17 protein-coding genes are annotated in these 21,022 nt (G+C 63.0%); 10 read left to right on the top strand and 7 right to left on the bottom strand.

The genetic code is table 11. From position 1 onward, the window contains the following. Positions 1-24: 24 nt before the first annotated feature. Complete coding sequence (locus ACI2I1_RS13510) at positions 25-1,140, bottom strand: endonuclease/exonuclease/phosphatase family protein (RefSeq protein ID WP_404679513.1); 1,116 nt, start codon at positions 1,138-1,140, stop codon at positions 25-27. A gap of 85 nt (positions 1,141-1,225) precedes the next feature. After that, positions 1,226-3,445 (bottom strand): DUF305 domain-containing protein, encoded by a 2,220-nt coding sequence (locus ACI2I1_RS13505; RefSeq protein ID WP_404679512.1) that lies wholly within the window; start codon positions 3,443-3,445, stop codon positions 1,226-1,228. 192 nt (positions 3,446-3,637) lie between these two features. On the opposite strand from ACI2I1_RS13505, the gene ACI2I1_RS13500 reads away from it, so the two are divergent. Next, entirely contained in the window at positions 3,638-4,045 is a 408-nt protein-coding gene (locus ACI2I1_RS13500; RefSeq protein WP_221543580.1) for a host attachment protein, read from the top strand. A gap of 145 nt (positions 4,046-4,190) precedes the next feature. Further along, positions 4,191-5,204: a serine hydrolase gene (locus ACI2I1_RS13495; RefSeq protein ID WP_404679511.1), complete on the top strand. Its 1,014-nt coding sequence runs from the start codon at positions 4,191-4,193 to the stop codon at positions 5,202-5,204. A gap of 120 nt (positions 5,205-5,324) precedes the next feature. Here the strand turns inward: ACI2I1_RS13495 and ACI2I1_RS13490 are convergent, their stop codons facing one another. Next, on the bottom strand, positions 5,325-5,597 hold the full coding sequence (locus ACI2I1_RS13490; RefSeq protein WP_404679510.1) for a hypothetical protein: 273 nt from the start codon (positions 5,595-5,597) through the stop codon (positions 5,325-5,327). Positions 5,598-5,838: 241 nt separating this feature from the next. Here ACI2I1_RS13490 and polA point away from each other — a divergent pair, with 241 nt between their 5' ends. Genes polA through ACI2I1_RS13475 form a run of 3 tightly spaced genes read left to right on the top strand, consistent with a single transcriptional unit; the run spans position 5,839 to position 11,071 of the window. Then, a complete protein-coding gene (polA, locus tag ACI2I1_RS13485) occupies positions 5,839-8,673 on the top strand; it encodes a DNA polymerase I (protein ID WP_404679509.1) in 2,835 nt (944 codons plus the stop codon). A 29-nt stretch (positions 8,674-8,702) separates the two neighbouring features. Further along, the gene (locus ACI2I1_RS13480) at positions 8,703-9,980 is read left to right on the top strand and encodes a sensor histidine kinase (protein WP_404679508.1); all 1,278 of its coding nucleotides are present in this window, start codon (positions 8,703-8,705) and stop codon (positions 9,978-9,980) included. An 11-nt stretch (positions 9,981-9,991) separates the two neighbouring features. Continuing rightward, positions 9,992-11,071 (top strand): mechanosensitive ion channel family protein, encoded by a 1,080-nt coding sequence (locus tag ACI2I1_RS13475; protein ID WP_404679507.1) that lies wholly within the window; start codon positions 9,992-9,994, stop codon positions 11,069-11,071. Here ACI2I1_RS13475 and ACI2I1_RS13470 read toward each other — a convergent pair whose 3' ends face one another. Continuing rightward, a complete protein-coding gene (locus ACI2I1_RS13470) occupies positions 11,072-13,396 on the bottom strand; it encodes a CDC48 family AAA ATPase (protein ID WP_404679506.1) in 2,325 nt (774 codons plus the stop codon). It abuts the gene before it with no gap. 69 nt (positions 13,397-13,465) lie between these two features. On the opposite strand from ACI2I1_RS13470, the gene ACI2I1_RS13465 reads away from it, so the two are divergent. The 5 genes from ACI2I1_RS13465 (at position 13,466) to ACI2I1_RS13445 (ending at position 17,313) form a co-directional block, all read left to right on the top strand. After that, positions 13,466-13,654, top strand: a complete 189-nt coding sequence (locus tag ACI2I1_RS13465; protein WP_404679505.1) for a hypothetical protein — start codon at positions 13,466-13,468, stop codon at positions 13,652-13,654. A gap of 235 nt (positions 13,655-13,889) precedes the next feature. After that, positions 13,890-14,597 (top strand): CoA transferase subunit A, encoded by a 708-nt coding sequence (locus ACI2I1_RS13460; RefSeq protein ID WP_404679504.1) that lies wholly within the window; start codon positions 13,890-13,892, stop codon positions 14,595-14,597. Further along, complete coding sequence (locus tag ACI2I1_RS13455; RefSeq protein ID WP_404679503.1) at positions 14,594-15,493, top strand: 5'-nucleotidase, lipoprotein e(P4) family; 900 nt, start codon at positions 14,594-14,596, stop codon at positions 15,491-15,493. The genes ACI2I1_RS13460 and ACI2I1_RS13455 overlap by 4 nt, the downstream gene beginning before the upstream one ends. A gap of 1 nt (position 15,494) precedes the next feature. Continuing rightward, positions 15,495-16,160 (top strand): CoA transferase subunit B, encoded by a 666-nt coding sequence (locus tag ACI2I1_RS13450; RefSeq protein ID WP_224812967.1) that lies wholly within the window; start codon positions 15,495-15,497, stop codon positions 16,158-16,160. A gap of 7 nt (positions 16,161-16,167) precedes the next feature. After that, positions 16,168-17,313 (top strand): CaiB/BaiF CoA transferase family protein, encoded by a 1,146-nt coding sequence (locus ACI2I1_RS13445; RefSeq protein WP_404679502.1) that lies wholly within the window; start codon positions 16,168-16,170, stop codon positions 17,311-17,313. A gap of 66 nt (positions 17,314-17,379) precedes the next feature. On the opposite strand, the gene metK is transcribed toward ACI2I1_RS13445, so the two are convergent. The 3 genes from metK to ACI2I1_RS13430 all read right to left on the bottom strand — a co-directional run bounded on the left by metK (position 17,380) and on the right by ACI2I1_RS13430 (position 20,983). After that, positions 17,380-18,618 (bottom strand): methionine adenosyltransferase, encoded by a 1,239-nt coding sequence (metK, locus tag ACI2I1_RS13440; RefSeq protein WP_404679501.1) that lies wholly within the window; start codon positions 18,616-18,618, stop codon positions 17,380-17,382. A 51-nt stretch (positions 18,619-18,669) separates the two neighbouring features. Next, positions 18,670-20,247: an apolipoprotein N-acyltransferase gene (lnt, locus tag ACI2I1_RS13435; RefSeq protein WP_404679500.1), complete on the bottom strand. Its 1,578-nt coding sequence runs from the start codon at positions 20,245-20,247 to the stop codon at positions 18,670-18,672. Between the two features lie 61 nt (positions 20,248-20,308). Beyond that, positions 20,309-20,983 carry a DUF4167 domain-containing protein gene (locus ACI2I1_RS13430; protein ID WP_221543594.1) on the bottom strand — a complete coding sequence of 225 codons (675 nt, stop codon included), beginning with the start codon at positions 20,981-20,983 and terminating at the stop codon, positions 20,309-20,311. Between the last annotated feature and the right edge of the window lie 39 nt (positions 20,984-21,022).

Raw genomic sequence — 21,022 nt, 5'->3', positions numbered from 1 at the left:
CGCCGATACCCCCCCTCTCACAAGTCACTGGGGAACCCCAGACCCATCCTGAGAACCCGAAACTCCCCCGATGAGATCGTTATGGCCGGCGCCGCCCTGTGGCTCGGCCTGCGCGCGTGGTTCTGGGCGCTTCGGCGCATGAACCCGTTCCAAATCGGCATCCCTGCTTTGCGGGTCGACGCAGACGCGGGCGATCAGGGGCAGGTGGTCGGAGCCGACATCGTCGCCAATGGCCAGTTCTTCCACCTTTACCCCGTCGCGCACGAAGATCTGGTCGAGCGGCCAGCCGACCAGCGCGTAATCCGCCGGGAAGGTGGCGAAGCTGCCGCGGCCCGCGCGGGGGTCGGAGAACTTGCCTTCCTGTGCGAATTTCTGCGTCGTGCGCGACCACGGCACATCGTTGAAATCGCCAATCGCCAGTACGTTGGACAGCGCATCGGGCGTCCTGGCACCGGCGCGGGCGATATTGGCATCGCGCTTGGCCGTGCTTTCACCGGGCAGCGGCGGGCGCGGGTGCAGACCGATCAGTTCGAAGCGCGCGCCGTCGCCCATGCGCAAGGTGGCATAGAGCGTGGGCGTGTTAGAGCTGGTGTTGGCGATCATTTCCGCCCGGTCGACTTCCAGCCGTGTGGCGAAGGCCATGCCGTATTTGTTCTCCAGCGGGCGATCCAGCCGGTAACCATAGCCTGAAAGCACCGGCTCCAGCTCGGCCATCCACTTCTCATTGGTTTCCATCAGCAGCAGGATATCGGGGTCGACCCGCTGGATCAGGCTGGCCGTTTCGGCATAGCGATCGTTCGGCTGAAGAACGTTGAAGGAAAGCACGCGCGCACAGCTCATCCCGTCGACTTCCTCGGGCAAGGGCACCTGTGTCGAGGCAAGGAAGGTATAGGGCCAGATTCGCCACAGATTGATGGCGATCACGCCTGCTGCGAGGCCTAGCGCAATCCACTTTCGGGCCCGCGCCATGAACAGCGCGATCGTGCCCAGCAATGCGGCCAGATAGATCATCGGTTCGCGCATCATGTCGAGCATACGGACCGAACCCCGGTTGGTCCCCCACAGCGAAACCAGCGTTGCCGCTAACAGGATCACGAGCAGGACAAGGATAACCTTGCCCACGGCTTTAGGCGCTTTCATTCATTTCCCCCGATTGCGGATACAAAACGACCGCAGCAGTCCTACTGCCGCGGTCGCTTGTTTGTTCCGCCAGGGGAAGAACGGTTCACCCGCCCTTGCGGCTGTTCTCCGCGGCGCGGACGACTTCGGCGGGCCAGGTGACCTGCGTCTGGGTCTGCGGGTTGAACACGCCGCCTTCATATTGCGCCGCTTCGGCTGCGGCGATTTCCTCGGGCGTGAGGAACTCGCTCGGCTCCAGCGCGAAGATGTCGAGGCCGCGGCTGATCTCGGTCGCGTAGATGCGGCCCTTGTACCAATAGGCCGACCAGTATCCGCCGGTTACCAGCTGGTCCTTGTCCACCGGCCCGCGGTCGAAATAGGCGATTTCGAACGGGTTGCTGGCATCGGTGAAGTCGATCACCGAAATGCCGCCCTGATACCATGCCTGCACGAAGATATCGCGCCCCGGCACGGGGATGATCGAGCCATTGTGCGCGACGCAGTTTTCCTTGTCGCTCTGCGGCGCGGGCAGCTTGTAGATGCCGCGATAGCTCAGCTTGCCGTCCTCGATCGCATAGAAGGCATCTGCGCCCCAATTGGCGGGATCGCCCGCCTGGCAGCGCGGCCGCCCGCCGCCGCCCCATTCATCGGTGAACAGCACCTTGGTGCCATCGTTGTTGAAGGTGGCCGAATGCCAGTAGGCAAAGCCCTTGTCGGTCACATCGTCGATGCGCCTGGGCTGGAAGGGGTCCGAAATGTCGAGGATGATGCCATTGCCCGAACAGGCACCGGCGGCCAGATTCTTGGCCGGGAACACGGTGATGTCGTGGCACTGGTTGGTGACAAAGGTTTCCTGCGTGCCTTCGCCGTGATTGCCGCCGCGCCACAGGCCCGCGATCTGGCCGTCCTTGGCAAAGACGCGCGGGCTGTCGACGATGCGCGCCGCCGACGGATTGGCGACGGGGATTTCGACCACGTCGATGCTGAACAGGGCGGTTTCATCGCCGGCGGTGTCGAAGCAGCCTTCCAGCTCCTCGTTATCGCGCACATAGCTGGTGCCCGAGTTGTAGACCACGATCCGGCGCTCGTCGGCGCTGACGATCGAATGGGTGTGGCTGCCGCGGCAGGTCTGCACCAGCCCGACCTGGCGCGGGCGGGTGATGTCCGAAATGTCGAAGATGCGCAGGCCGCGGAAGCGCTCCTCGCTGACCTTGCCGGCGACGCCTTCAAGGCCGCAATCGATCCGGGCGCGGCTGTCCTGCACGCTCATGATCAGCAGATCGCCGACGATCGACACGTCGCCCTGCCCGCCGGGGCAGACGGTGGAGGACACCAGCTGCGGCACGCCGTCCGTGCCCAGGCGATAGGCGTTGAAGCCGTGATAGCTGCCCGCCACCATCAGATCGCCCGCAAAGGCGATGTCGGTATTGGCGAAATCGAGCAGCGAGCCGCGCTTGCCGAACTGGGGCTTTTCCTCCTCGGCATCCTCTGCCGCCGCGGCTTCGGCCCTCGGGGACTTGGCCTTGCCTTCCTTCTCGTCCTCGTCCTTCTCGATCAGCGGCTGCAATTGCGCGGGGTTCTGGGGATCGAAGAACCCGGCGGGCTTGGGCTGCGCGGCGACGAGGCGCAGGTTCAGGATCGCCTCGCCCGCATCGCGGAAGCCCGCGGCCAGCGTGGCGCGCGGATCGCGGGACAGTTCGGCCAGCACCGAATTCATGCGGTCGATTTCCGCCTGCTGGTCGGTCACCACATCGTTGGTGAATTCGAACAGGACGGGTTCATAGGCGCTGCCGGGGGCATCGTGCAGCTCGTCAACCATGTCGAGCGCGCCCTTGTGATGAGCGATCATCAGCTGGAGGAACAGCTCGTCGAAAGCGGTGCCGCTCGATGCGGCCAGCTGGGTCATCTGCTCGGGCGTGGCCATGCCCTTCATCAGCCCCATGCCATGCGCCGCGGTATGCATCGAATGCGGCATGGCGATCTGTTCGCGGCGCTGCTCCAGCCATTCGCGCATGAATGTCATCTCGTCGCGCTGGCCCGCCTCGATCCGGTCGGCGGTCTTGAGGATGGCATCGTTATTGGTGCGATCGGGCGCCAGCCGCGCCATGTCGACCGCCTGCTGGTGATGCGCGATCATGCCCTGCATGAAACGGACGTCGGCGGGCGAATAGCGCGTGTCGGACAGAGCGATGGCTTCCGCCTCGCCGATCACCCGCGGCGCTTCTCCCGGCGCGCCCGGCAGCACGATGGGGGCGGATTGCGCCATCGCGACACTCGAAGTGGAAAGCAGCAGGCCGCAGGCAGCGGCGCGGAACAGATTGGTCATGAAACAGGTCCCCAAGATTGATGCGGGCGATCAAGACTCAGCTTCGCCGCCGGGTCAACCGGACAATCTGCGAACGTCATGGACGATCTGCCGGGTTCCGGGCCCGCTCCATCCGATCAAGAGGGTGTTCGGGGACCATTTCGGAACACTGGCCGTTGGTTGCGCGAGACCCAATTACTGGAGGAGACATCCATGAAACTGCCGCACAAGGCCCATGTCGCAATCGTCGATGGCGAGAATTTCACCGTCATGCAGAACACCGGCCAGCCCTTCGAACCCAAGCTGGAAGGCGCCCAGAAACCCGATCTCGAAGCCACCAATTTCAGCGCCGGGATCAAGCATCAGGACGATATGGGGCAGCGTCACGGCGCCACCGATCTCAACGAACTCGCCCACGGCGCAGCGGCGGCGGAATGGCTAAATGCCAAGGCGGTCGCTGGGGAAATCAACGATTTGCTGGTGATCGCGGACCCCAAGACCCTGGGCGAAATGCGCCGCCATTATCATTCCGAACTCGAAAAACGGCTGGTCGGAGAAATCGACAAGACGATGACCGGAGAACCAACAGACCGCATCGAAAAGGCCATTGCTGCGGCCTGATACGGGCAAGAAATCGGCTCTTCACCGCTAATAGCCGATAGTATCTCCAGCGCTGCCGCGACACAATTCGTCGCGGCAGTGCTTGCACCTTTTCGCCACATATCGTTAATGTCCTGAAAACCATCGATTTGGTAACGGGATAGCCATGCGGATCAGAAAACTCGGGAACATGCTGGCAGCCGGGGCACTCGCTCTGGGCCTGCCCGCCATCGCCAATGCGCAAGGATATACTGCGCAATTCGATCAGGTTCTGGGGACCGAAGCGCGGACCCCGCAGACATACGAAGCGGTATATGACGATCCGCTCGGCCAGCGCATTTCCCAACTCGCGGAAGGCTCGCAGGGCCGCATCGGGGTCTATGCCATCGACCTCACCACGGGGCACGAAGTCGGCGTTCTGGCCGATCAGCGCTTTCCCATGGCCAGCACCAGCAAGGTGGCCATCGCCGCCACCTATCTCGCCGGTGTCGATGCCGGGAAATGGAGCCTGACCAGCGAATGGCGGCTCCCGCGTCCGGGCGGCGCCTTTCTGTCCGGCAAGCAGCATCTCGACCTGATGATCAGCAAGAGCTGCAATGCCTGCACCGATGCCCTGCTGAACGCGGTCGGCGGCCCGCAGGCCGTCAATGAATGGATGCGCGGCGCAGGGATCACCGAATTCCAACTGACCCGCGATATTGCGACGCTGGTGCGCGAAGACGGGCGCGTCGATCCCGCATCCGCCTCGGATTTCCGCGACAGCGCCACCCCGCGCGCCATGGGCCAGCTTCTGGCGGGCATCTATCAGGGCAAGTGGCTCAGCGCCTCTTCGCGCGGCGTCCTGATGAACGCCATGCGCGCCACCACCACCGGCAAGAAGAGAATGCGCTCTGCGCTGCCGACCAGCGCCGGCCTGGCGCACAAGACCGGCACGCTTGCCCGCACCGCGAGCGACATCGGGATCTTCCACACGCCCGACGGCCGCGCGGTTGCTGTTGCGATCTATGTCACCGGGCAGAGCCCTTCGATGGCGGTCGAGAATGGCGACCGGAGCCGGAAGCTCCAAGCGCGGCAAATGCGCGACGCCCGCATCTCGACGATCACCGGCGCGCTATACCGCGGCTTTGCCGACCGTAAGGCTGATGGCCGCGTCTGGGCGGATGCCGATTACGGCGGCTAGATTTTCCTGCCTTCGAAGCATGGTCTCGCACCAAGTGGCAGGACCTATAAGAAAGGGCGGCGCCATCCGGCACCGCCCTTCTTTTTTGGAACGGTGAACCGTTCCGCAAAGCTAACCGAATTAGTCGGCCTGAGCTTCTGCGGTGGTTTCGTCCTGAACGTCGGCTTCGACTTCAGCAGCAGCTGCGTCAGCGTCGGCAGCCATTTCGTCAGCGCCAGCTTCCATTTCAGCAGCGCCTTCTTCCATGGTGTTGCCAGCGGCTTCCATGTTGGCTTCGGTGTCGGCAGCAGCCGAATCAACGGTGTCGCCAGCGGAATCTTCGGTTGCTTCCGAGCAAGCAGCGAGCGAGAGAGCAGCGGCCGAAGCGGCAGCGACGAGTGCGATCTTACGCATAATGGTAAATCCTTAAACAGCGAGTTCTGAATGCGGAGAGGAACTCCATCCCCGCGCAAGGCCATCCAAATCCGGCCTTACGGTGTCTAAATAGTGGCGACATTGTGGCACTGCAAGCCTTTTTGCCCCAATCTGCCATGATCTTGCCGCAATCCCGCGCATTTACGCCATTTTTACTTTCATCTTTTTTCCTCCCCTTGGCGCTCCCCATCCGCGCGGCTGGCTGCTAGTGCCCCATGCGATGGCAGACAAGCAGCACCTCTATCTCGTCGACGGTTCGGCCTATATCTTCAGGGCATATCACCGGCTTCCTCCGCTGACCGATCCGGAAGGCACGCCGGTCGGCGCGGTCTATGGCTATACCACCATGCTGTGGAAGCTGGCGGACGATCTCGACAAGGCAGACGGTCCGACGCATCTCGCCGTCATTCTCGACAAATCGAGCCACAGTTTCCGCAACGACATCTACGATCAGTACAAGGCCAATCGCCCCGATCCGCCAGAGGATCTGGTGCCGCAATTCCCGCTGATTCGCGACGCCACCCGCGCCTTCAGCCTCCCCTGTATCGAGGAGCCCGACGTCGAGGCCGACGACATGATCGCATCCTATGCTCGCGCCGCGCAGGCCAAGGGCTGGGACGTGACAATCGTCTCTTCCGACAAGGATCTGATGCAGCTGGTCGGTGAGAAAGACGGCGCCAGGATCGACATGCTCGATACGATGAAAAGCGCGCGCATCTACATCGAGGAGGTCGAGGAAAAGTTCGGCGTGCCGCCCGAAAAGGTGGGCGACGTGCTGGCGCTGATGGGCGATTCGGTCGACAACATCCCCGGCATCTTCGGCGTCGGCCCCAAGACGGCGAGCAAGCTCATCGCCGAACATGGCGATCTGACCGCCGCGCTCGATGCGGCCGAGGGCATGAAGAAGAGCAAGCTCAAGGAACGCCTGATCGAGCACCGGGCCAATGCCGAGCTCAGCCGGGTGCTCGTCACCCTGCGCGAAGATTGCGGCCTGCCCGTCGATCTCGAGGATATGAAGCTCGCCGGTGTGCCTTCCGAACCGCTCGCGGCGTTCCTGGAAAAGCACGGCTTCACCAGCCTGCTGCGGCGCCTGGAATCGGGCACGGGCAGCCCCAACCGCGCAACCGATCTCAATCCGCCGAAGCAGGAAACAGCGGGCAGCGAGCCCAGCGCCGAAGGCAACGCCCAGCCCCTGCCCGACATGCCCGCCGTCGATCGCAGCGCCTATGAATGCGTCCAGACCGCTGAGCGCCTGCAATCCTGGATCGACCGGGCCCGCGAAGCGCGGGTGGTGGCCGTAGACACGGAAACCAGCTCGCTCGACTGCATGCAATGCGATCTGGTCGGCATCAGCCTTGCGCTGGGACCCAATGATGCCTGCTACATCCCGCTCGCCCATGGCGGCAGCGACATGTTCGCCGAACGACCCGACCAGGTCGAGATGAAGGCGGCGCTGGAAATGCTGAAACCGCTGCTGGAAGACGATGCGGTGCTCAAGATATTCCAGAACGGCAAATATGACCTCAATGTCCTCTCGCGCAACGGGATCGAGGTGTCACCGATCGACGACACGATGATCATCAGCTTCGCGCTGGACGCGGGTCGGAGCGAAGCGGGTATCGGCGGCGGACACGGCATGGACGAACTGGCCGAGCGCCATCTCGGCCACACATGCCTCAGCTTCAAGGACGTCTGCGGGACCGGCAAGAAGGCAATTCCTTTCGGCGAGGTACCGCTCGACAAGGCGACCGAATATGCCGCCGAAGATGCCGACGTGACCTGGCGCCTCTATAAGCATTTGCGCCGCCGCCTCCCGCTCGAAGGAGGTACCAGGGTTTACGAACGGGTGGATCGTCCGCTGGTCCCCGTCGTGGCGGGAATGGAACGTCACGGCATCAAGGTGGATCGTGCACAGCTCGCGCGCCTGTCGGAAGAATTCGCCACCGAAACCGCGCGGCTCGAAGGCGAAATCCACGAGCTCGCCGGGCAGGAATTCGCCGTCGGCAGCCCCAAGCAGCTGGGCGAAATCCTCTTCGACAAGCTGGGCCACAAGGGCGGCAAGAAAGGCAAGAGCGGGCAGTATTCGACCGACCAGTCAGTGCTCGAACGCCTCTCCGGTGACGGCGCGAAAATCGCCGACAAGGTGCTGGAATGGCGGCAGCTGACCAAGCTGAAATCGACCTATACCGATGCGCTGCAACAGGCCATCAATCCGCTGACCGGCAGAGTGCATACCAGCTACAGCCTGGTAGGGGCGCAGACCGGGCGCCTGTCCTCGACCGATCCGAACCTCCAGAACATCCCGATCCGCACAGAAATCGGCCGCCAGATCCGCGAAGCCTTCGTGGCGGATGAAGGCAACATCCTGCTCGCGGCCGACTATTCGCAGATCGAACTGCGCCTGGCTGCACACATGGCCGATGTCGGTCCGCTTCGCGAAGCGTTCGAGGAGGGCGAGGACATCCATTCGCGCACTGCCAGCGAGATGTTCGGCGAAGTCACCCGCGATACGCGAGCCCGCGCCAAGACGATCAACTTCGCTATTCTCTACGGTATTTCGCGCTGGGGCCTCGCCGGCCGCCTGAAGGTCGAACCCGACGAAGCGCAGGCGATGATCGACACGTATTTCAAGCGTTTCCCGGGCATCCAGAAATACATCCTCCACACGCTCGAAAGCGTGCGCGAGAAAGGGTATTCGGAGACGCTGTTCGGCCGCAAGACATGGTTCCCCCGGATCAATTCGAAGAACCCGAACGAACGCGCCGGTTCCGAGCGCGCGGCGATCAATGCGCCCATCCAGGGCACCAGCGCCGACATCATCAAACGGGCCATGGTGCGCATGGGGCCGGCGCTTGAGGGGGCTGGCCTCGGCCATGTCCGAATGCTGCTGCAGGTCCACGACGAACTGGTCTTCGAATTACCCGAAGCCGATGCCGACGCAGCATCGCAGGTCATCGAGCGGGTGATGGCAGGTGCGGCACGGCCCGCTGTCGATCTGTCGGTGCCCCTCGGCATCGACATCGGTACCGGCAAGAGCTGGGGGGCGGCGCACTAGTGATGGATATCCCGAAGAGGCCACTTGGCTTGAAGCTGCCAAATGCCATCGTGCTGCTGATCATCGGCGCCGCAATGATGGCGCTCATTTTCCTCGTCTATCAGACCGTCGAAGCCGAGCGCTCGCAGCGCCAGCAGTCAGGGCGGACCGCAGAGCTGATCGAGGAACTGAAGCGCGTGGAAACCGCCGCGCTCAACGGCGAGACCGGGCAGCGCGGCTATCTCATCACGCTCGACCGCCGTTATCTCGAACCCTATCAGGCTGGCCGGGAACAGATCGATCCAGCCCTGCGCCGGGTGCGAGACCTGCTGGGAGACGACGTGACGGCGCGGCAGGAAGAATTGCTGGACCAGATCAGCATGCTTTCCAAAGCCAAGTTCTCCGAACTCGAAAATACGGTCGTGCTGCTCGAGGACGGGCAGCTGCTGGAAGCCCGGCGCGCGATCCTGAGCGACCAGGGGCAAGAGACCATGGAACGGTTGCGCCGCGCGCTCGACGAGATGGAGGATATCGAACGCGAGCTGCTCTCCAGTCAGGTGCAGGACACCGCTCGCCTCGAGGGGCGCGTACTGCCGCTGCTTGCCGCTTTGATCGCGCTGCTGGTGATCGCGATCTATTTCGGTTCGCGACTGGTATCGCGCGCCGCCCGCGCAGAAGCGGAAGCCGCGCAGGCCGCCGCAGTGGGCGAAGCGCGCGACCGTGCAGATCTGCTCGCCCGCGAACTCAATCACCGGGTGAAGAACCTGTTCGCTGTCGTGCTCGCAATCATCCAGATGAGCGCGCGTGACAAGCCGGAGGCCAAGCCGGTGACGGATGCCATTTCCGAACGCGTCCGGGCGCTCCTGACCGCACATGAGGTAAGCCAGGGCGCGCTCGATCGCGAGCTCGCATCGCTCGAGGCGCTGGTCGAGACGACGCTCGCGCCCTATCGTTCGCAGACCCAACCGGCGCAGATCGATGGGCCGGAAGTCCTGCTGCCGGCCAAGCGGATCACACCGCTTGGTCTGGTGCTTCACGAATTGACGACCAATGCCGTCAAATATGGCGCATGGGCCCATGGCGGCGGGATCGATGTGAGCTGGAAATGGGTGGGCGACGCGGTCGAACTGGTCTGGAGCGAGGGCGGCGCCGAGATCGAAGGCGAGCCCGACCGCAAGGGCTTCGGCAGCCTGCTTATGGAAAGCGCGGCGCGCCAGTTTGGGGGAAGCGTGGAGCGGGATTTCACTCCGACCGGCCTGACGGTCAGGATCACTCTGCCGCAGGTGGAAAGAAGCACAAGCCTTGCCACCACGGAGCAAGGTCAATAATCGCGTAGGCGATGCTCGAGCGGTACTATCCCCAGAACTGGCCGGTTTCCTACGAAGGCCTGATCCACACAGCGATTGCCTTGGGAGTAGCCACTTTCCTGGCGCTGGCCCTGCACTGGATCGTGTTCAAGCTGCTCGGCCGGGTCACCCGCGCATCGGCCAGCAGGGTGGACGACACTCTCGTCGCCAAGATCCGCAAGCCAATGCGCTGGGCGATGATTGCGTTCGGCATTTCCATTGCCGCAGAAAATGACGCGCTGATTGGCGACGGGTGGGATACGCTGATCCGGTATCTCATGCCTGCCGTCATCGGCTGGGTGGCCTTCTCCTTCGTCAAGGGGCTGGCCGCGGGTTACGAGGCGCAGCTGGCGGTTACCGGCGAAGAGGTCCTGCATCGCGGATACCGCACCCGTATCGCGATCCTATCGCGCACTGCGCGGGTGGCGATCGTCATCATCACCATTTCGCTTATCATGGTGAATATTCCGGGTGTGCGCGATGTGGGCACTACGATGCTGGCCTCCGCCGGTCTGGCGGCCCTCGCCGTCGGCGCGGCAGCGCAGCCAGCGCTGAAATCGCTTATCGCGGGCTTGCAGATGGCCCTAACGCAGCCGCTCCGCATCGGCGATCTCGTCAAGGTCGACGGGCAGGCCGGCCGGGTGGAGGAAATCCGCATGAGCTTCGTCACCGTGCGAACCTGGGACGAACGCGTGATGGTCGTACCCACCAGTCGCTTCCTCGATCAGAGTTTCGAGAATTGGTCGCGCGTCAGCGAAAAGCTGACCGGCCCGGTGATGCTGCATCTCGATCCGGCCGCCGAAGTTGAGCCTATCCGCGAGGAATTCGAACGCTTCGTGAAGGCGCATCCGCTGTGGGACGGGCGCAATCTGGCGCTGCTGATGACCGAAGCCTATCCCGAAAGCATCGAACTGCGGCTATCCATGAGCGCGGATACGATCGGCGATCTCTTCACCCTGCGCTGCGAAGCACGGGAGCACATGGTGGCCTGGCTGCGCAAGAACCAGCCCGACGCGCTGATCCGCCACCGTCTCGAAGTGGAAGCGGCAAATCAGCGCGCGATGGGCAATTAATCAACCTTCGGCATTGCCATGCTTCCGGTCGCGTGTCGGCTCGAGCATGCCTTCGTGGATGAAGCCGATCGGCTGCACTTCGGCCGCCCGCTTCTTCAACTCGCCACGCATCTTCTTGTATTCGGCTTCCATCTTGCTGGTCACCGTGGCGCGGCTGTCCTTGAGCGCTTCCTCGAAGTCAGGTCCGGTAACCTGTTGAACGTCACCACCGGCACGCTGCAGGGCATTGAGACCCGCCCTGCGAACCACGTCTTCCAGATCGGCACCGGTGAAGCGCTCGGTCTTGCCAGCGATGTCCGTCAGGCTGACGTCCGCAGCCAGCGGCATATTCGCCGTGTGGATGCCGAGGATCTGCTCGCGGCCAGCCTTGTCGGGAGTGCCGACATAGACCAGCTCGTCGAACCGACCTGGCCGGAGCAGAGCAGGGTCCACCAGCGTCGGACGGTTGGTTGCGCCGATCACGACCACCGACTGCAGCTCTTCCAGTCCGTCCATCTCGGCAAGGATGGTGTTCACCACCCGGCCGGTCACCTGAGGTTCGCCCTGCCCGGACCCGCGGGCGGGCACCAGGCTGTCGATCTCGTCGATGAAGACGACGCAAGGGGCCACTGCCCGCGCGCGCTTGAACATGCGGGCGATCTGCTGTTCGCTTTCGCCGTACCATTTCGAGAGGAGATCGCTCGACTTCATCGAGATGAAATTGGCTTCTGCTTCCTTGGCGACAGCCTTGGCCAGCAAGGTTTTGCCGGTGCCCGGCGGGCCATAAAGAAGGAAACCCTTTGCCGGCCGGATCCCCAGACGCCGGAAGGCCTCGGGGTTTTTCATCGGAAGCTCGATACCTTCCTTGAGCTTCGAGATCGATTCGCCGACGCCGCCGATATCGTCCCAGCCCACATTCGGAACCTGGACCATAACCTCGCGCATGGCGCTGGGCTGGATCCGCTTGAGCGCCGAGAGGAAATCCTCACGGCCCACATAGAGCTCGTCGAGCACTTCGGGCGGAATGGTCCGCTCGTCGAGATCGATCTTCGGCATGATGCGGCGGACGGCGTCGATCGCGGCCTCACGCGTGAGCGCGGCAATGTCTGCCCCGACAAAGCCGTAGGTTGCCTTGGCGAGTTCGGTCAGGTCGACCCTGTCGCCCAGCGGCATTCCCCGCGTATGAATGCCGAGAATTTCCCGGCGGCCTTTCTCGTCCGGCACCCCGATGACGATCTCGCGGTCGAAGCGGCCCGGGCGGCGCAGCGCTTCGTCGATCGCATCGGGCCGGTTGGTAGCCGCAATGACCACGAGGTTGGAGCGCGACTCCAGCCCGTCCATCAGAGTCAGCAGCTGAGCGACCAGGCGCTTTTCCGCTTCGCCGGGAACACGGTCCCGCTTGGGCGCGATCGAGTCGATTTCATCGATGAAGATGATCGCAGGCGCGGCCTTGGTCGCCTGCTCGAACACTTCCCGCAGTGCCTTTTCGCTGTCGCCATAGCCCGATCCCATGATCTCGGGGCCATTAATGGTGAAAAACTCGGCATCGCTTTCGTTCGCCACGGCCTGCGCCAGACGTGTCTTACCAGTGCCTGGCGGGCCGTGCAGCAACACGCCCTTCGGCGGATCGACGCCTAGCCGGGTAAAGAGTTCGGGATAGCGTAATGGCAGCTCCACCATTTCACGCAGCGCCTGAATGGTGTCCTCTATGCCGCCGACATCGTCATAGTTGACGACGGCGCGCGCATCGCGCGGAGCCTCGAACTCGGCGCGCAACTCCACTTCGGTATTCTCGTCGATGTGGACGATGCCCTTAGGGCTCGTCGACACGACGGAGAGACGTATCTGCGTCAACGCATAGGCAGGCGCATTGAACATACGGCGCACCTCGGGAGGCATATTCTGCACCGGCTGCTGGCCGGTCGTCGCCACCAGATCGCCTGCCATGAGCGGCTTGCCTGCAAAGTTGCGCTTGAGAGCCTGTGCCGGTCCCTGCAAACGCATGTCGCGATTGGCCGGAGCGAATACCACCCGCGTGGCGGCGCGCGATTCGGCGGCCTTCACTTTAACGTGCTCGCCCGATCCGACTTCGGCATTGCCGCGCTGAAGACCGTCGAGCCGGATGACTTCGATCGCCTGGTCTTCATCGTAAGCCGACATGGCAATCGCCACAGTCGCCCGCTTGCCGATGATTTCGACCGGATCGCCTTCGGTAATGCCCAGGGCCTGAAAGGCGGAGCGGGGCATGCGTACGATGCCATGGCCGCTTTCTTCCTGCCGGGCGGCAGCCACCTGCAACCGGACTGTTTTTTCGTCTACCGCCGTCGCAGCGTCAGCATCGGCCATGTGGAGCTATCTCCCTCGCAAAGTGTCATTCAATCGGCCCCGAAGATGGGGACGGGTCACAGACATGCAATGAGCGAGAAAGGCTATGGTGTCCGCACAGAGCGGGAGGCAGACAAGAAAAAAGCCCGGCTGGCGAACCAACCGGGCTTAAAAAGTCTTGGGAGAGGATGCCTAAAAGGCAAGAGGAGATATGCCGTCATACCGGTTTTTGTGCAAGTGCGAAAAGAACAAGTTTTCTTGAAAAAAACGCAAGGTTAATTCTTAAGAGCCTGATTTTAATGATGCGCCGGGAAGCGATATGCTCGCAACTGCAGCAAAGTGGTCTTGAAGCTTGCTTGAAACGCACTTCGAATTTGGCGCAGGTGCGGTAAAACATGACCATCGAAACTGCCGGAGCGGCGTTATCCAAATGTGGGGCGGCCGCCGCATTCTAATCTTGCGGGGTGACTTGCAACCCGCATCTCGCTAGCAGCGAAGCCGTAACGGAGGTTCGATGAACAAGCTTTTTCCCGACGCCGCTTCCGCCCTCGATGGGCTTCTTACCGATGACATGTTGATTGCCAGCGGAGGCTTCGGCCTGTGCGGCATTCCCCAGCGGCTGCTGGAAGCGATCAGGGAAAGCGGGGTCAAAGGGCTGACTTTCGCCAGCAACAACGCCGGGATCGACAATGAAGGCATCGGCATGCTGCTGCGGACACAGCAGGTGAAAAAGATGATTTCTTCCTATGTCGGCGAAAACAAGGAGTTCGAGCGCCAGTTCCTTTCGGGCGAGCTCGAAGTCGAATTTTGCCCTCAGGGGACGCTCGCCGAACGCATGCGCGCCGGCGGGGCAGGCATCCCCGGTTTCTACACCAAGACCGGCGTCGGCACCCAGGTGGCCGAGGGCAAGGAAGTGAAGAATTTCGGCGGTCAGGACTATATCCTGGAGCACGGCATTTTCGCCGACCTTGCCATCGTCAAGGCATGGAAAGCGGACGAGACCGGCAACCTAGTGTTCCGCAAGACAGCCCGCAACTTCAACCAGCCCGCCGCTACCTGCGGGAAGGTTTGCGTGGTCGAGGTGGAAGAGATCGTCCCTGCAGGCAGCCTTGATCCGGACTGCATCCACTTGCCGGGCGTTTACGTCCAACGCATGGTCGTCGGCGCGCCATACGAGAAGAAGATAGAGTTCGTGACCACGCGCGAGCGGGAAAGCGCATGATACGCGCCGCTCTTGCGTCCGCCGCGGCTCTTGCGCTGTCTGCGTGTGCGACCACACCGCCCACGCCTTCGGCAGTCGCCGACGCCCCGGACACGATGCAATGGCTCTATGGCTCGGGTGAAGCGGCCGGTGCGTCGATCCAGGCTTGGAGGTCGCTCGCCGATTATGCTGTCGCCCGGTCCCGCCAGCGCAGCGTGCCCTTTTCGGTCGCGATGGGCCTCGATGGGACCATCGCGGAACCGGCGAGCTGCATGACCGGCGATCGTGCGAAGCCGCTCGCCGTGGTGTTCGACGTCGATGAGACCGTCTTGCTCAATATGGGTTACGAATATTGGTCCGCCGCAACCGGCGCCAGCTATTCGGGCGAAACGTGGAAGCGCTGGGAAGAAAGCGGGTCAAGCTACGTCAAGCCCGTCCCCGGCGCTGTTACTGGACTTCGCCGGTTGCGCGAAGCAGGCGTCACGCCCGTTTTCAACACCAACCGCCAGTACAGTGCCGAAGGCGCAGTCCGCGCAATCGCGGCGGCCGGCCTCGGCGATGCAGTCCATGGCGAGACGTTATTCCTGCGCGGCGACGACGGGACGAAAAGCGGGGGCAAGGATGCCCGCCGGGCCATCATCTCCGAGCGTTACTGCGTCATCGCGATGGCCGGGGACAATCTCGGCGATTTCGCCGATGTGTTCAACGATGACGCGCTTCCCGCTTCCGAGCGGCGCGAACTGGCGGCGCGCGGCGACCTGGCGCAGCTCTGGGGCAATGGCTGGTTCGTTCTTCCCAACCCCGTTTACGGCGATTCGCTCAAGGGCACGGTCGACGAGGTCTTCCCCGAAGGCACGCGCTGGACACCCGAGACGGCACCTTCCGGAGCGCCCGCAATCATGAACGAAGGCAACTGACATGACCGATACCGCCACCCGCACCGGCTGGGACCGCAACCAGATGGCCGCACGCGCCGCGCGCGAGCTTGAGGACGGCTATTACGTCAATCTCGGCATCGGCATCCCGACGCTGGTCGCGAACCACATTCCCGAAGGCATGCACGTCACGCTGCAGAGCGAGAACGGCATGCTTGGGATCGGCCCGTTTCCTTACGAAGGGGAAGAAGACGCCGATCTCATCAATGCTGGCAAGCAGACCATCAGCGAACTGCCGCACAGCGCCTATTTCGACAGCGCCCAGAGCTTTGCCATGATCCGCGGCGGCCATATCGACCTCACCGTATTGGGCGCGATGGAAGTGGCCGAGAACGGCGATATCGCCAATTGGATGATTCCCGGCAAGATGATCAAGGGCATGGGCGGCGCCATGGATCTGGTCGCGGGGGTGAAGAAAATCATCGTCGTCATGGATCACACGGCCAAGGATGGCAGCGCGAAGTTCATCCCTAGCTGCACCCTGCCGCTTACCGGCCAGAACGTGGTCGATATGATCATTACCAACCTCGGCGTCTTCCGCCGGCCCGATCATGACAGCGCTTTCCAGCTGGTCGAACTTGCTCCCGGTGTGAGCGAAGAGGATATCGCCGCCAGCACGACCGCGAAATACGAGGTCGCGCTCGGCTGACGCTGCAATGGCCACGTGGCTCGACCATCCGCGTAACGAGAACAGCCCGCTTGCAGGGTTGAAGGTGCTCGAACTCGCCCGCGTTCTCGCCGGGCCCTGGGCCGGACAGATCCTCGCCGATCTCGGCGCGGACGTGATCAAGGTGGAGAGCCCCGAAGGCGACAATACCCGGATCTGGGGACCTCCCTGGGTCGAGCATGGCGGCGAAACAACCAGTGCCTATTATCACTCCTGCAATCGCGGAAAGCGCGGGATCACCGCCGACTTTCGCGAAGAGGAAGATCTCGCCCGGGTGGCCAGGCTGGCGGGCGAGGCCGATGTCGTGCTTGAGAATTTCAAGCCCGGCGGCCTCACGAAATTCGGGCTCGATTACGGGACGCTGTCGAAGGCGAACCCTTCCCTCGTCTACTGCTCCATCACCGGGTTCGGACAGGATGGTCCGCGGAGGGATGAACCCGGCTATGACTTTGTGGTGCAGGGCATGAGCGGCTTCATGGCGCTTACCGGCGAACCGGAAGGCGATCCCATGAAAATGGGCGTGTCGGTGAGCGATCTTTCCTGCGGGCTCTGGGCGGCCAATGCCGTGCAGGCGGCGCTCCTCATGCGCCATCGCACCGGTAAGGGGCAATGGATCGACATGAGCCTGCTCGACAGTTCGGTCGCCCTGCTGGCCAATCAGGCCATGAGCTACCTTTCCACCGGCCAGAATCCGCCGCGCATGGGCAATGCACATGCGCAGGTCAGTGCCTATGGCGTTTTTCCCACGTCCGACGGGCAGGTCGTGCTCGCGCCTGCGAACGATGCGCTTTTTCGGCGATTGCTGACCTTGCTCGGCCGCGAGGACCTTCTGACCGACGCGCGCTATGCCACCAACGAAGGCCGGATCGCCCGCCGCGGGGAAGTTGATGCCCTGATTGCCGAAGCTACCGCGCAGTGGTCACGTAAAGATCTGCTGGCGGCCTGCGCAGAGGCGGCCATCCCCGCCGGGCCGATCAATGAATTAGATGAAGTTTTCGCCGACCCTCAGGTCAAAGCGCGCGGCATGGAGATAGAGATCGGCGGTCTGCCATCGGTGCGCAGCCCCTTTGTTTTTTCAGACGCCGACCTCGCGCTCGAAAAGACCTCACCCAGCAAGGGTCAGGACGACCGGTAAAGAAAAAGGGCGGCCCGGTGAGCCGCCCTTTCGCATTCGATTTGCTGTGCGTTAGCCCGTTGTGCGTCAGCCCAGCGCGGCTTTCAGATCGTCGACCAGATCGGTGCGCTCCCACGGGAAGCAATCGCCATCCGCCTGCCTGCCGAAATGTCCATAGGCCGCACTTTTGCGGTAGATGGGCTTGTTGAGGCCGAGATGAATGCGGATGCCGCGCGGGGTCAGGCCGCCGAGCTTTTCGATACCACGGATTGCAGTCTCCAGCGCTTCATCGGTCACGCCGTCGGCGCTGGTACCGTGCGTGTCGACATAGATCGACAGCGGCTTCGACACACCGATGGCATAGGAAAGCTGGATCGTGCAGCGACGCGCCAGACCGGCCGCGACGATGTTCTTCGCCAGATAGCGTGTGATATAAGCAGCGGAGCGGTCGACCTTGGTCGGGTCTTTGCCACTGAAGGCGCCGCCACCGTGCGGGGCCGCCCCGCCATAGGTGTCGACGATGATCTTGCGGCCCGTAAGGCCCGCATCGCCATCGGGACCGCCGATCTCGAAAGCACCGGTCGGATTGATGTGCCATTCGGTTTCGTCCGAAACCCAGCCTTCGGGCAGGATTTCCGCCACGACCTTCTTCACATAGGACTTGAGTTCGGCTTCCTTCTCACCCTCGTGATAGCCCTTGGCGTGCTGAGTCGAAACTACGATCGCTGTGCAGGCCACCGGCTTGCCATTCTCATAACGCAGCGAAAGCTGGCTCTTGGCGTCGGGTTCGAGGAAGGGAGCAGCGCCGCTCTTGCGATCTGCTGCAAGCCGTTCGAGAATCTTGTGCGAATAATCCAGCGTGGCCGGCATGAGATCGGGGGTCTCGTCGCAGGCGAAACCGAACATGATGCCCTGGTCCCCGGCCCCTTCGTCCTTGTTGCCGCTTGAATCGACACCCTGCGCGATTTCGGCGGACTGGCCGTGGAGGTGATTTTCGAAGGTCAGCGTCTTCCAGTGGAAGCCATCCTGCTCGTAACCGATCTCGCGGACGGTGCGGCGTACCGCTGCCTCGATCTCGTCCTTCGCGCCGGGCGCCCAACCACCGTTGTAGGACCACTCCTCGTTATTCTTGTCGTACATGGGAGCACAGCGGATTTCGCCCGAGAGGATGATCCGCTGCGTGGTCGTCATGGTTTCGCAGGCGACGCGCGATTCGGGATCCTTGGCGAGCATCAGATCGACGATCGCATCCGAAATCTGATCCGAGACCTTGTCCGGATGCCCTTCTGACACGCTTTCAGAAGTGAAGAGATAATTGGTGCGCATTCCGAACCCCGATGAAAGATATAAAGATAGCTTTAAGTGTTGCTTTCCCTGCTAGCGACGGATGCGCCTGACTGCAACCAGCGATCCGATGAGAAGCAGCACGCTCCAGATCAGCGTGAGCCAGTGATCCATGCCGTAGAACAGCGTTGGCTCGTCTGCCGGAGGCACGAAGGTGTCGATCCGGTCGGCTACATTGCGGCCGATATGGTGCCGCACGATCCCGCTGGCATCGATCACGGCGCTGATCCCGGTCGTCGTCGAGCGGAGGACGGGCAGGCCTTCCTCGATCGCCCGCATGCGCGCCTGCGCCAGATGCTGCGGCGGGCCCCAGTCGCCGAACCAGCCATCGTTCGACGGGTTGAAGATGTAATCGGGCCGGTTGCCACGCTCGACCACTTCGCCGGAAAAGACGATTTCGTAGCAGATCTGCATTCCAGCCTTGCCATGAGGTCCGAAGTCGAACGTCTGCGGCCCCGGACCTGGTATGAAATCGATTGAGCCTGCGACAAGGCGCCTCATGCCGAGCGGTTCGAGCAGCGCGCGCATCGGGAGATATTCCCCGTAAGGCACCAGATGTGCCTTGGCGTAACGCTGGCCTAGATTGCCTTCGGCATCGATCGGGGTGATGGCATTGTAAGCGCCCGTCGCCCGCGCGCGGCCATCCACGTCCTCGATCCTCAGATCGACAGCGCCGGTAAGCAGAAGCGCGCCCTCTCCCAGCGTCTGGCCGATCTGGTAGCGCGCGAAGGCGGGATCGCCGCCAGCGGTCATCTGGTTGTAGTAGCGCTGCGGATAACCGGGCCGGAGGTAATCGGGCACGCCGCTTTCAGGCCACAGCACAAGCCGCCGCGAAACCGCACGCTGCGGCACGCTCAAAGAAGCGATGCGGAGAAATTGCTCTGCATATTTGCTGGGATCGTCGAGCTCTTCCTGCTGGAGATTGGGCTGAACCAGTGTCAGCGGCAGGGTGCCTTGCGTCGGCGGCGGGCCCGGCAGGACCATGGCGGCCACCACAGCGATCACCAGACCGCCAGCGACGATCCAGCGCCGCGCGGCGATCGTCCAGGCGAAGATGCCGCACAGGGCGACCGTCAGCCCGGACAGGGCATAGCTGCCGATCCATGGCAGAACCACCGCGAGGCCGGGGCGGTCCCAGCTGCCCAGCAGCATCATCGAGAACGGGCCCCAGGCATAGCCGGTGAAGACCCAGCTGCGGAACCATTCGGCACCGATCCACAGGCCGCCCAGCGCCAGCGCGAAGGGCAGAAGCCCGCGCCCGCGCGCCACAAGCCATGCGCCGAGGCTGGCGAGCGCCGGCCAGACGGCGAGATAGAGTGAAAGGAGCGGAACGGCCGCCCAGCCCAATATGGCGGGCATTTCGGCCTGGTAGGTGAAGGCCGTGGCGATCCAGTTGTTGGTGAGCGTGAAATGCGCCACGCCGAACAGCCAGCCGGTCAGGAAGGCGCTTTTCCCGCTTTCCTGGCGATAGGTCAGCCAGACGAAGGCGGCCATGGCGGCAAGGCCCAGCAGCCAGATATGCAGGGGCTGGAAGCCGGTCGCCGAAAGCAGACCGAGTAACAGGGCGCACCAACGCGGGTGCCGCAGGGCGAAAGCGGGGATTCTCTCCATCGCCACGCCTGTTACGTCAGGGCGCGGCGATGGCAAGCGAAAGCAGGATGAGCGAGCGCGATCAGCCGACCGCGCTCACGTCCTCGCTTTCCTCGGTCTTGCGACGGCGGCGGCGCGGCGCAGGCTTTTCCTCGTCAGCGCCGATTGCGGGCGGGAGGGCAGCCACGTCGATTTCGCCTTCATTGCCGGGAGCACCTTCACTGGCCACTTTGGGCTTGCGAGGAGCACGGCGCTTCTTGGGCGCTTCTTCCTCGTCGCTCTTGCGGGTGAAGGGGTTTTCCTCCGGCTCGTAATCGCTGCCATCGTCGTCGTTCGACGAACGGCGCGGCCTGCGGGCCCGGGTTTCCTTCTGTGCCTGGTCTCGGCCCTGATCGTCACCCTGGCGGGCGCGTGGGCGGCGGTTCTTGCGGCGATCGTCACCATCATCGTCCGAATCGTCATCATCGGACTGGTTCGAGCCGCGATCGTCGTCGCGCTTGGCCTTGGCTTCTTCCTGGCGCGCCTTGTTGTCGGCGATCACGCGGAAATAATGGTCGGCGAACTGGAGATAGTACTCGGCCTGGACGCGGTCGCCATTATGCTGGGCGTCCTGGGCAAGCTTCTTGTACTTGTCGAGCAACTGCGGCGCATTGCCGCGTGCCCGGCTGTCGATCCGGTTGGCCGAATTGCCGCCGCCCTGATTGCGATTGTTGTTGCTACGACCGCGGCGACGGTTGTTATTACGGTTGTTGTTCAAGGAATACTCGTCCTTTTATGGCGCGGCGCGAACCCTCGG

Origin of the sequence: Qipengyuania sp. NPDC077563 (assembly GCF_044901345.1) — a bacterium.
Taxonomy (GTDB): Bacteria; Pseudomonadota; Alphaproteobacteria; order Sphingomonadales; family Sphingomonadaceae; genus Qipengyuania; species Qipengyuania aestuarii.
Note: the sequence above shows the minus strand (reverse complement) of the source record. Positions and strands in the feature narration are given on the sequence as shown.

Bases quoted from the DNA above. Each gene is read 5' to 3' on its own strand.
- lnt (WP_404679500.1), bottom strand. From the start codon at position 20,247: ATGGAGAGAATCCCCGCTTTCGCCCTGCGGCACCCGCGTTGGTGCGCC.
- ACI2I1_RS13490 (WP_404679510.1), bottom strand. From the start codon at position 5,597: ATGCGTAAGATCGCACTCGTCGCTGCCGCTTCGGCCGCTGCTCTCTCG.
- ACI2I1_RS13500 (WP_221543580.1), top strand. From the start codon at position 3,638: ATGAAACTGCCGCACAAGGCCCATGTCGCAATCGTCGATGGCGAGAAT.
- ACI2I1_RS13455 (WP_404679503.1), top strand. From the start codon at position 14,594: ATGATACGCGCCGCTCTTGCGTCCGCCGCGGCTCTTGCGCTGTCTGCG.
- ACI2I1_RS13445 (WP_404679502.1), top strand. From the start codon at position 16,168: ATGGCCACGTGGCTCGACCATCCGCGTAACGAGAACAGCCCGCTTGCA.
- ACI2I1_RS13495 (WP_404679511.1), top strand. From the start codon at position 4,191: ATGCGGATCAGAAAACTCGGGAACATGCTGGCAGCCGGGGCACTCGCT.
- ACI2I1_RS13510 (WP_404679513.1), bottom strand. From the start codon at position 1,140: ATGAAAGCGCCTAAAGCCGTGGGCAAGGTTATCCTTGTCCTGCTCGTG.
- ACI2I1_RS13460 (WP_404679504.1), top strand. From the start codon at position 13,890: ATGAACAAGCTTTTTCCCGACGCCGCTTCCGCCCTCGATGGGCTTCTT.
- ACI2I1_RS13475 (WP_404679507.1), top strand. From the start codon at position 9,992: ATGCTCGAGCGGTACTATCCCCAGAACTGGCCGGTTTCCTACGAAGGC.
- ACI2I1_RS13505 (WP_404679512.1), bottom strand. From the start codon at position 3,445: ATGACCAATCTGTTCCGCGCCGCTGCCTGCGGCCTGCTGCTTTCCACT.
- ACI2I1_RS13465 (WP_404679505.1), top strand. From the start codon at position 13,466: ATGAGCGAGAAAGGCTATGGTGTCCGCACAGAGCGGGAGGCAGACAAG.
- polA (WP_404679509.1), top strand. From the start codon at position 5,839: ATGGCAGACAAGCAGCACCTCTATCTCGTCGACGGTTCGGCCTATATC.
- metK (WP_404679501.1), bottom strand. From the start codon at position 18,618: ATGCGCACCAATTATCTCTTCACTTCTGAAAGCGTGTCAGAAGGGCAT.
- ACI2I1_RS13470 (WP_404679506.1), bottom strand. From the start codon at position 13,396: ATGGCCGATGCTGACGCTGCGACGGCGGTAGACGAAAAAACAGTCCGG.
- ACI2I1_RS13450 (WP_224812967.1), top strand. From the start codon at position 15,495: ATGACCGATACCGCCACCCGCACCGGCTGGGACCGCAACCAGATGGCC.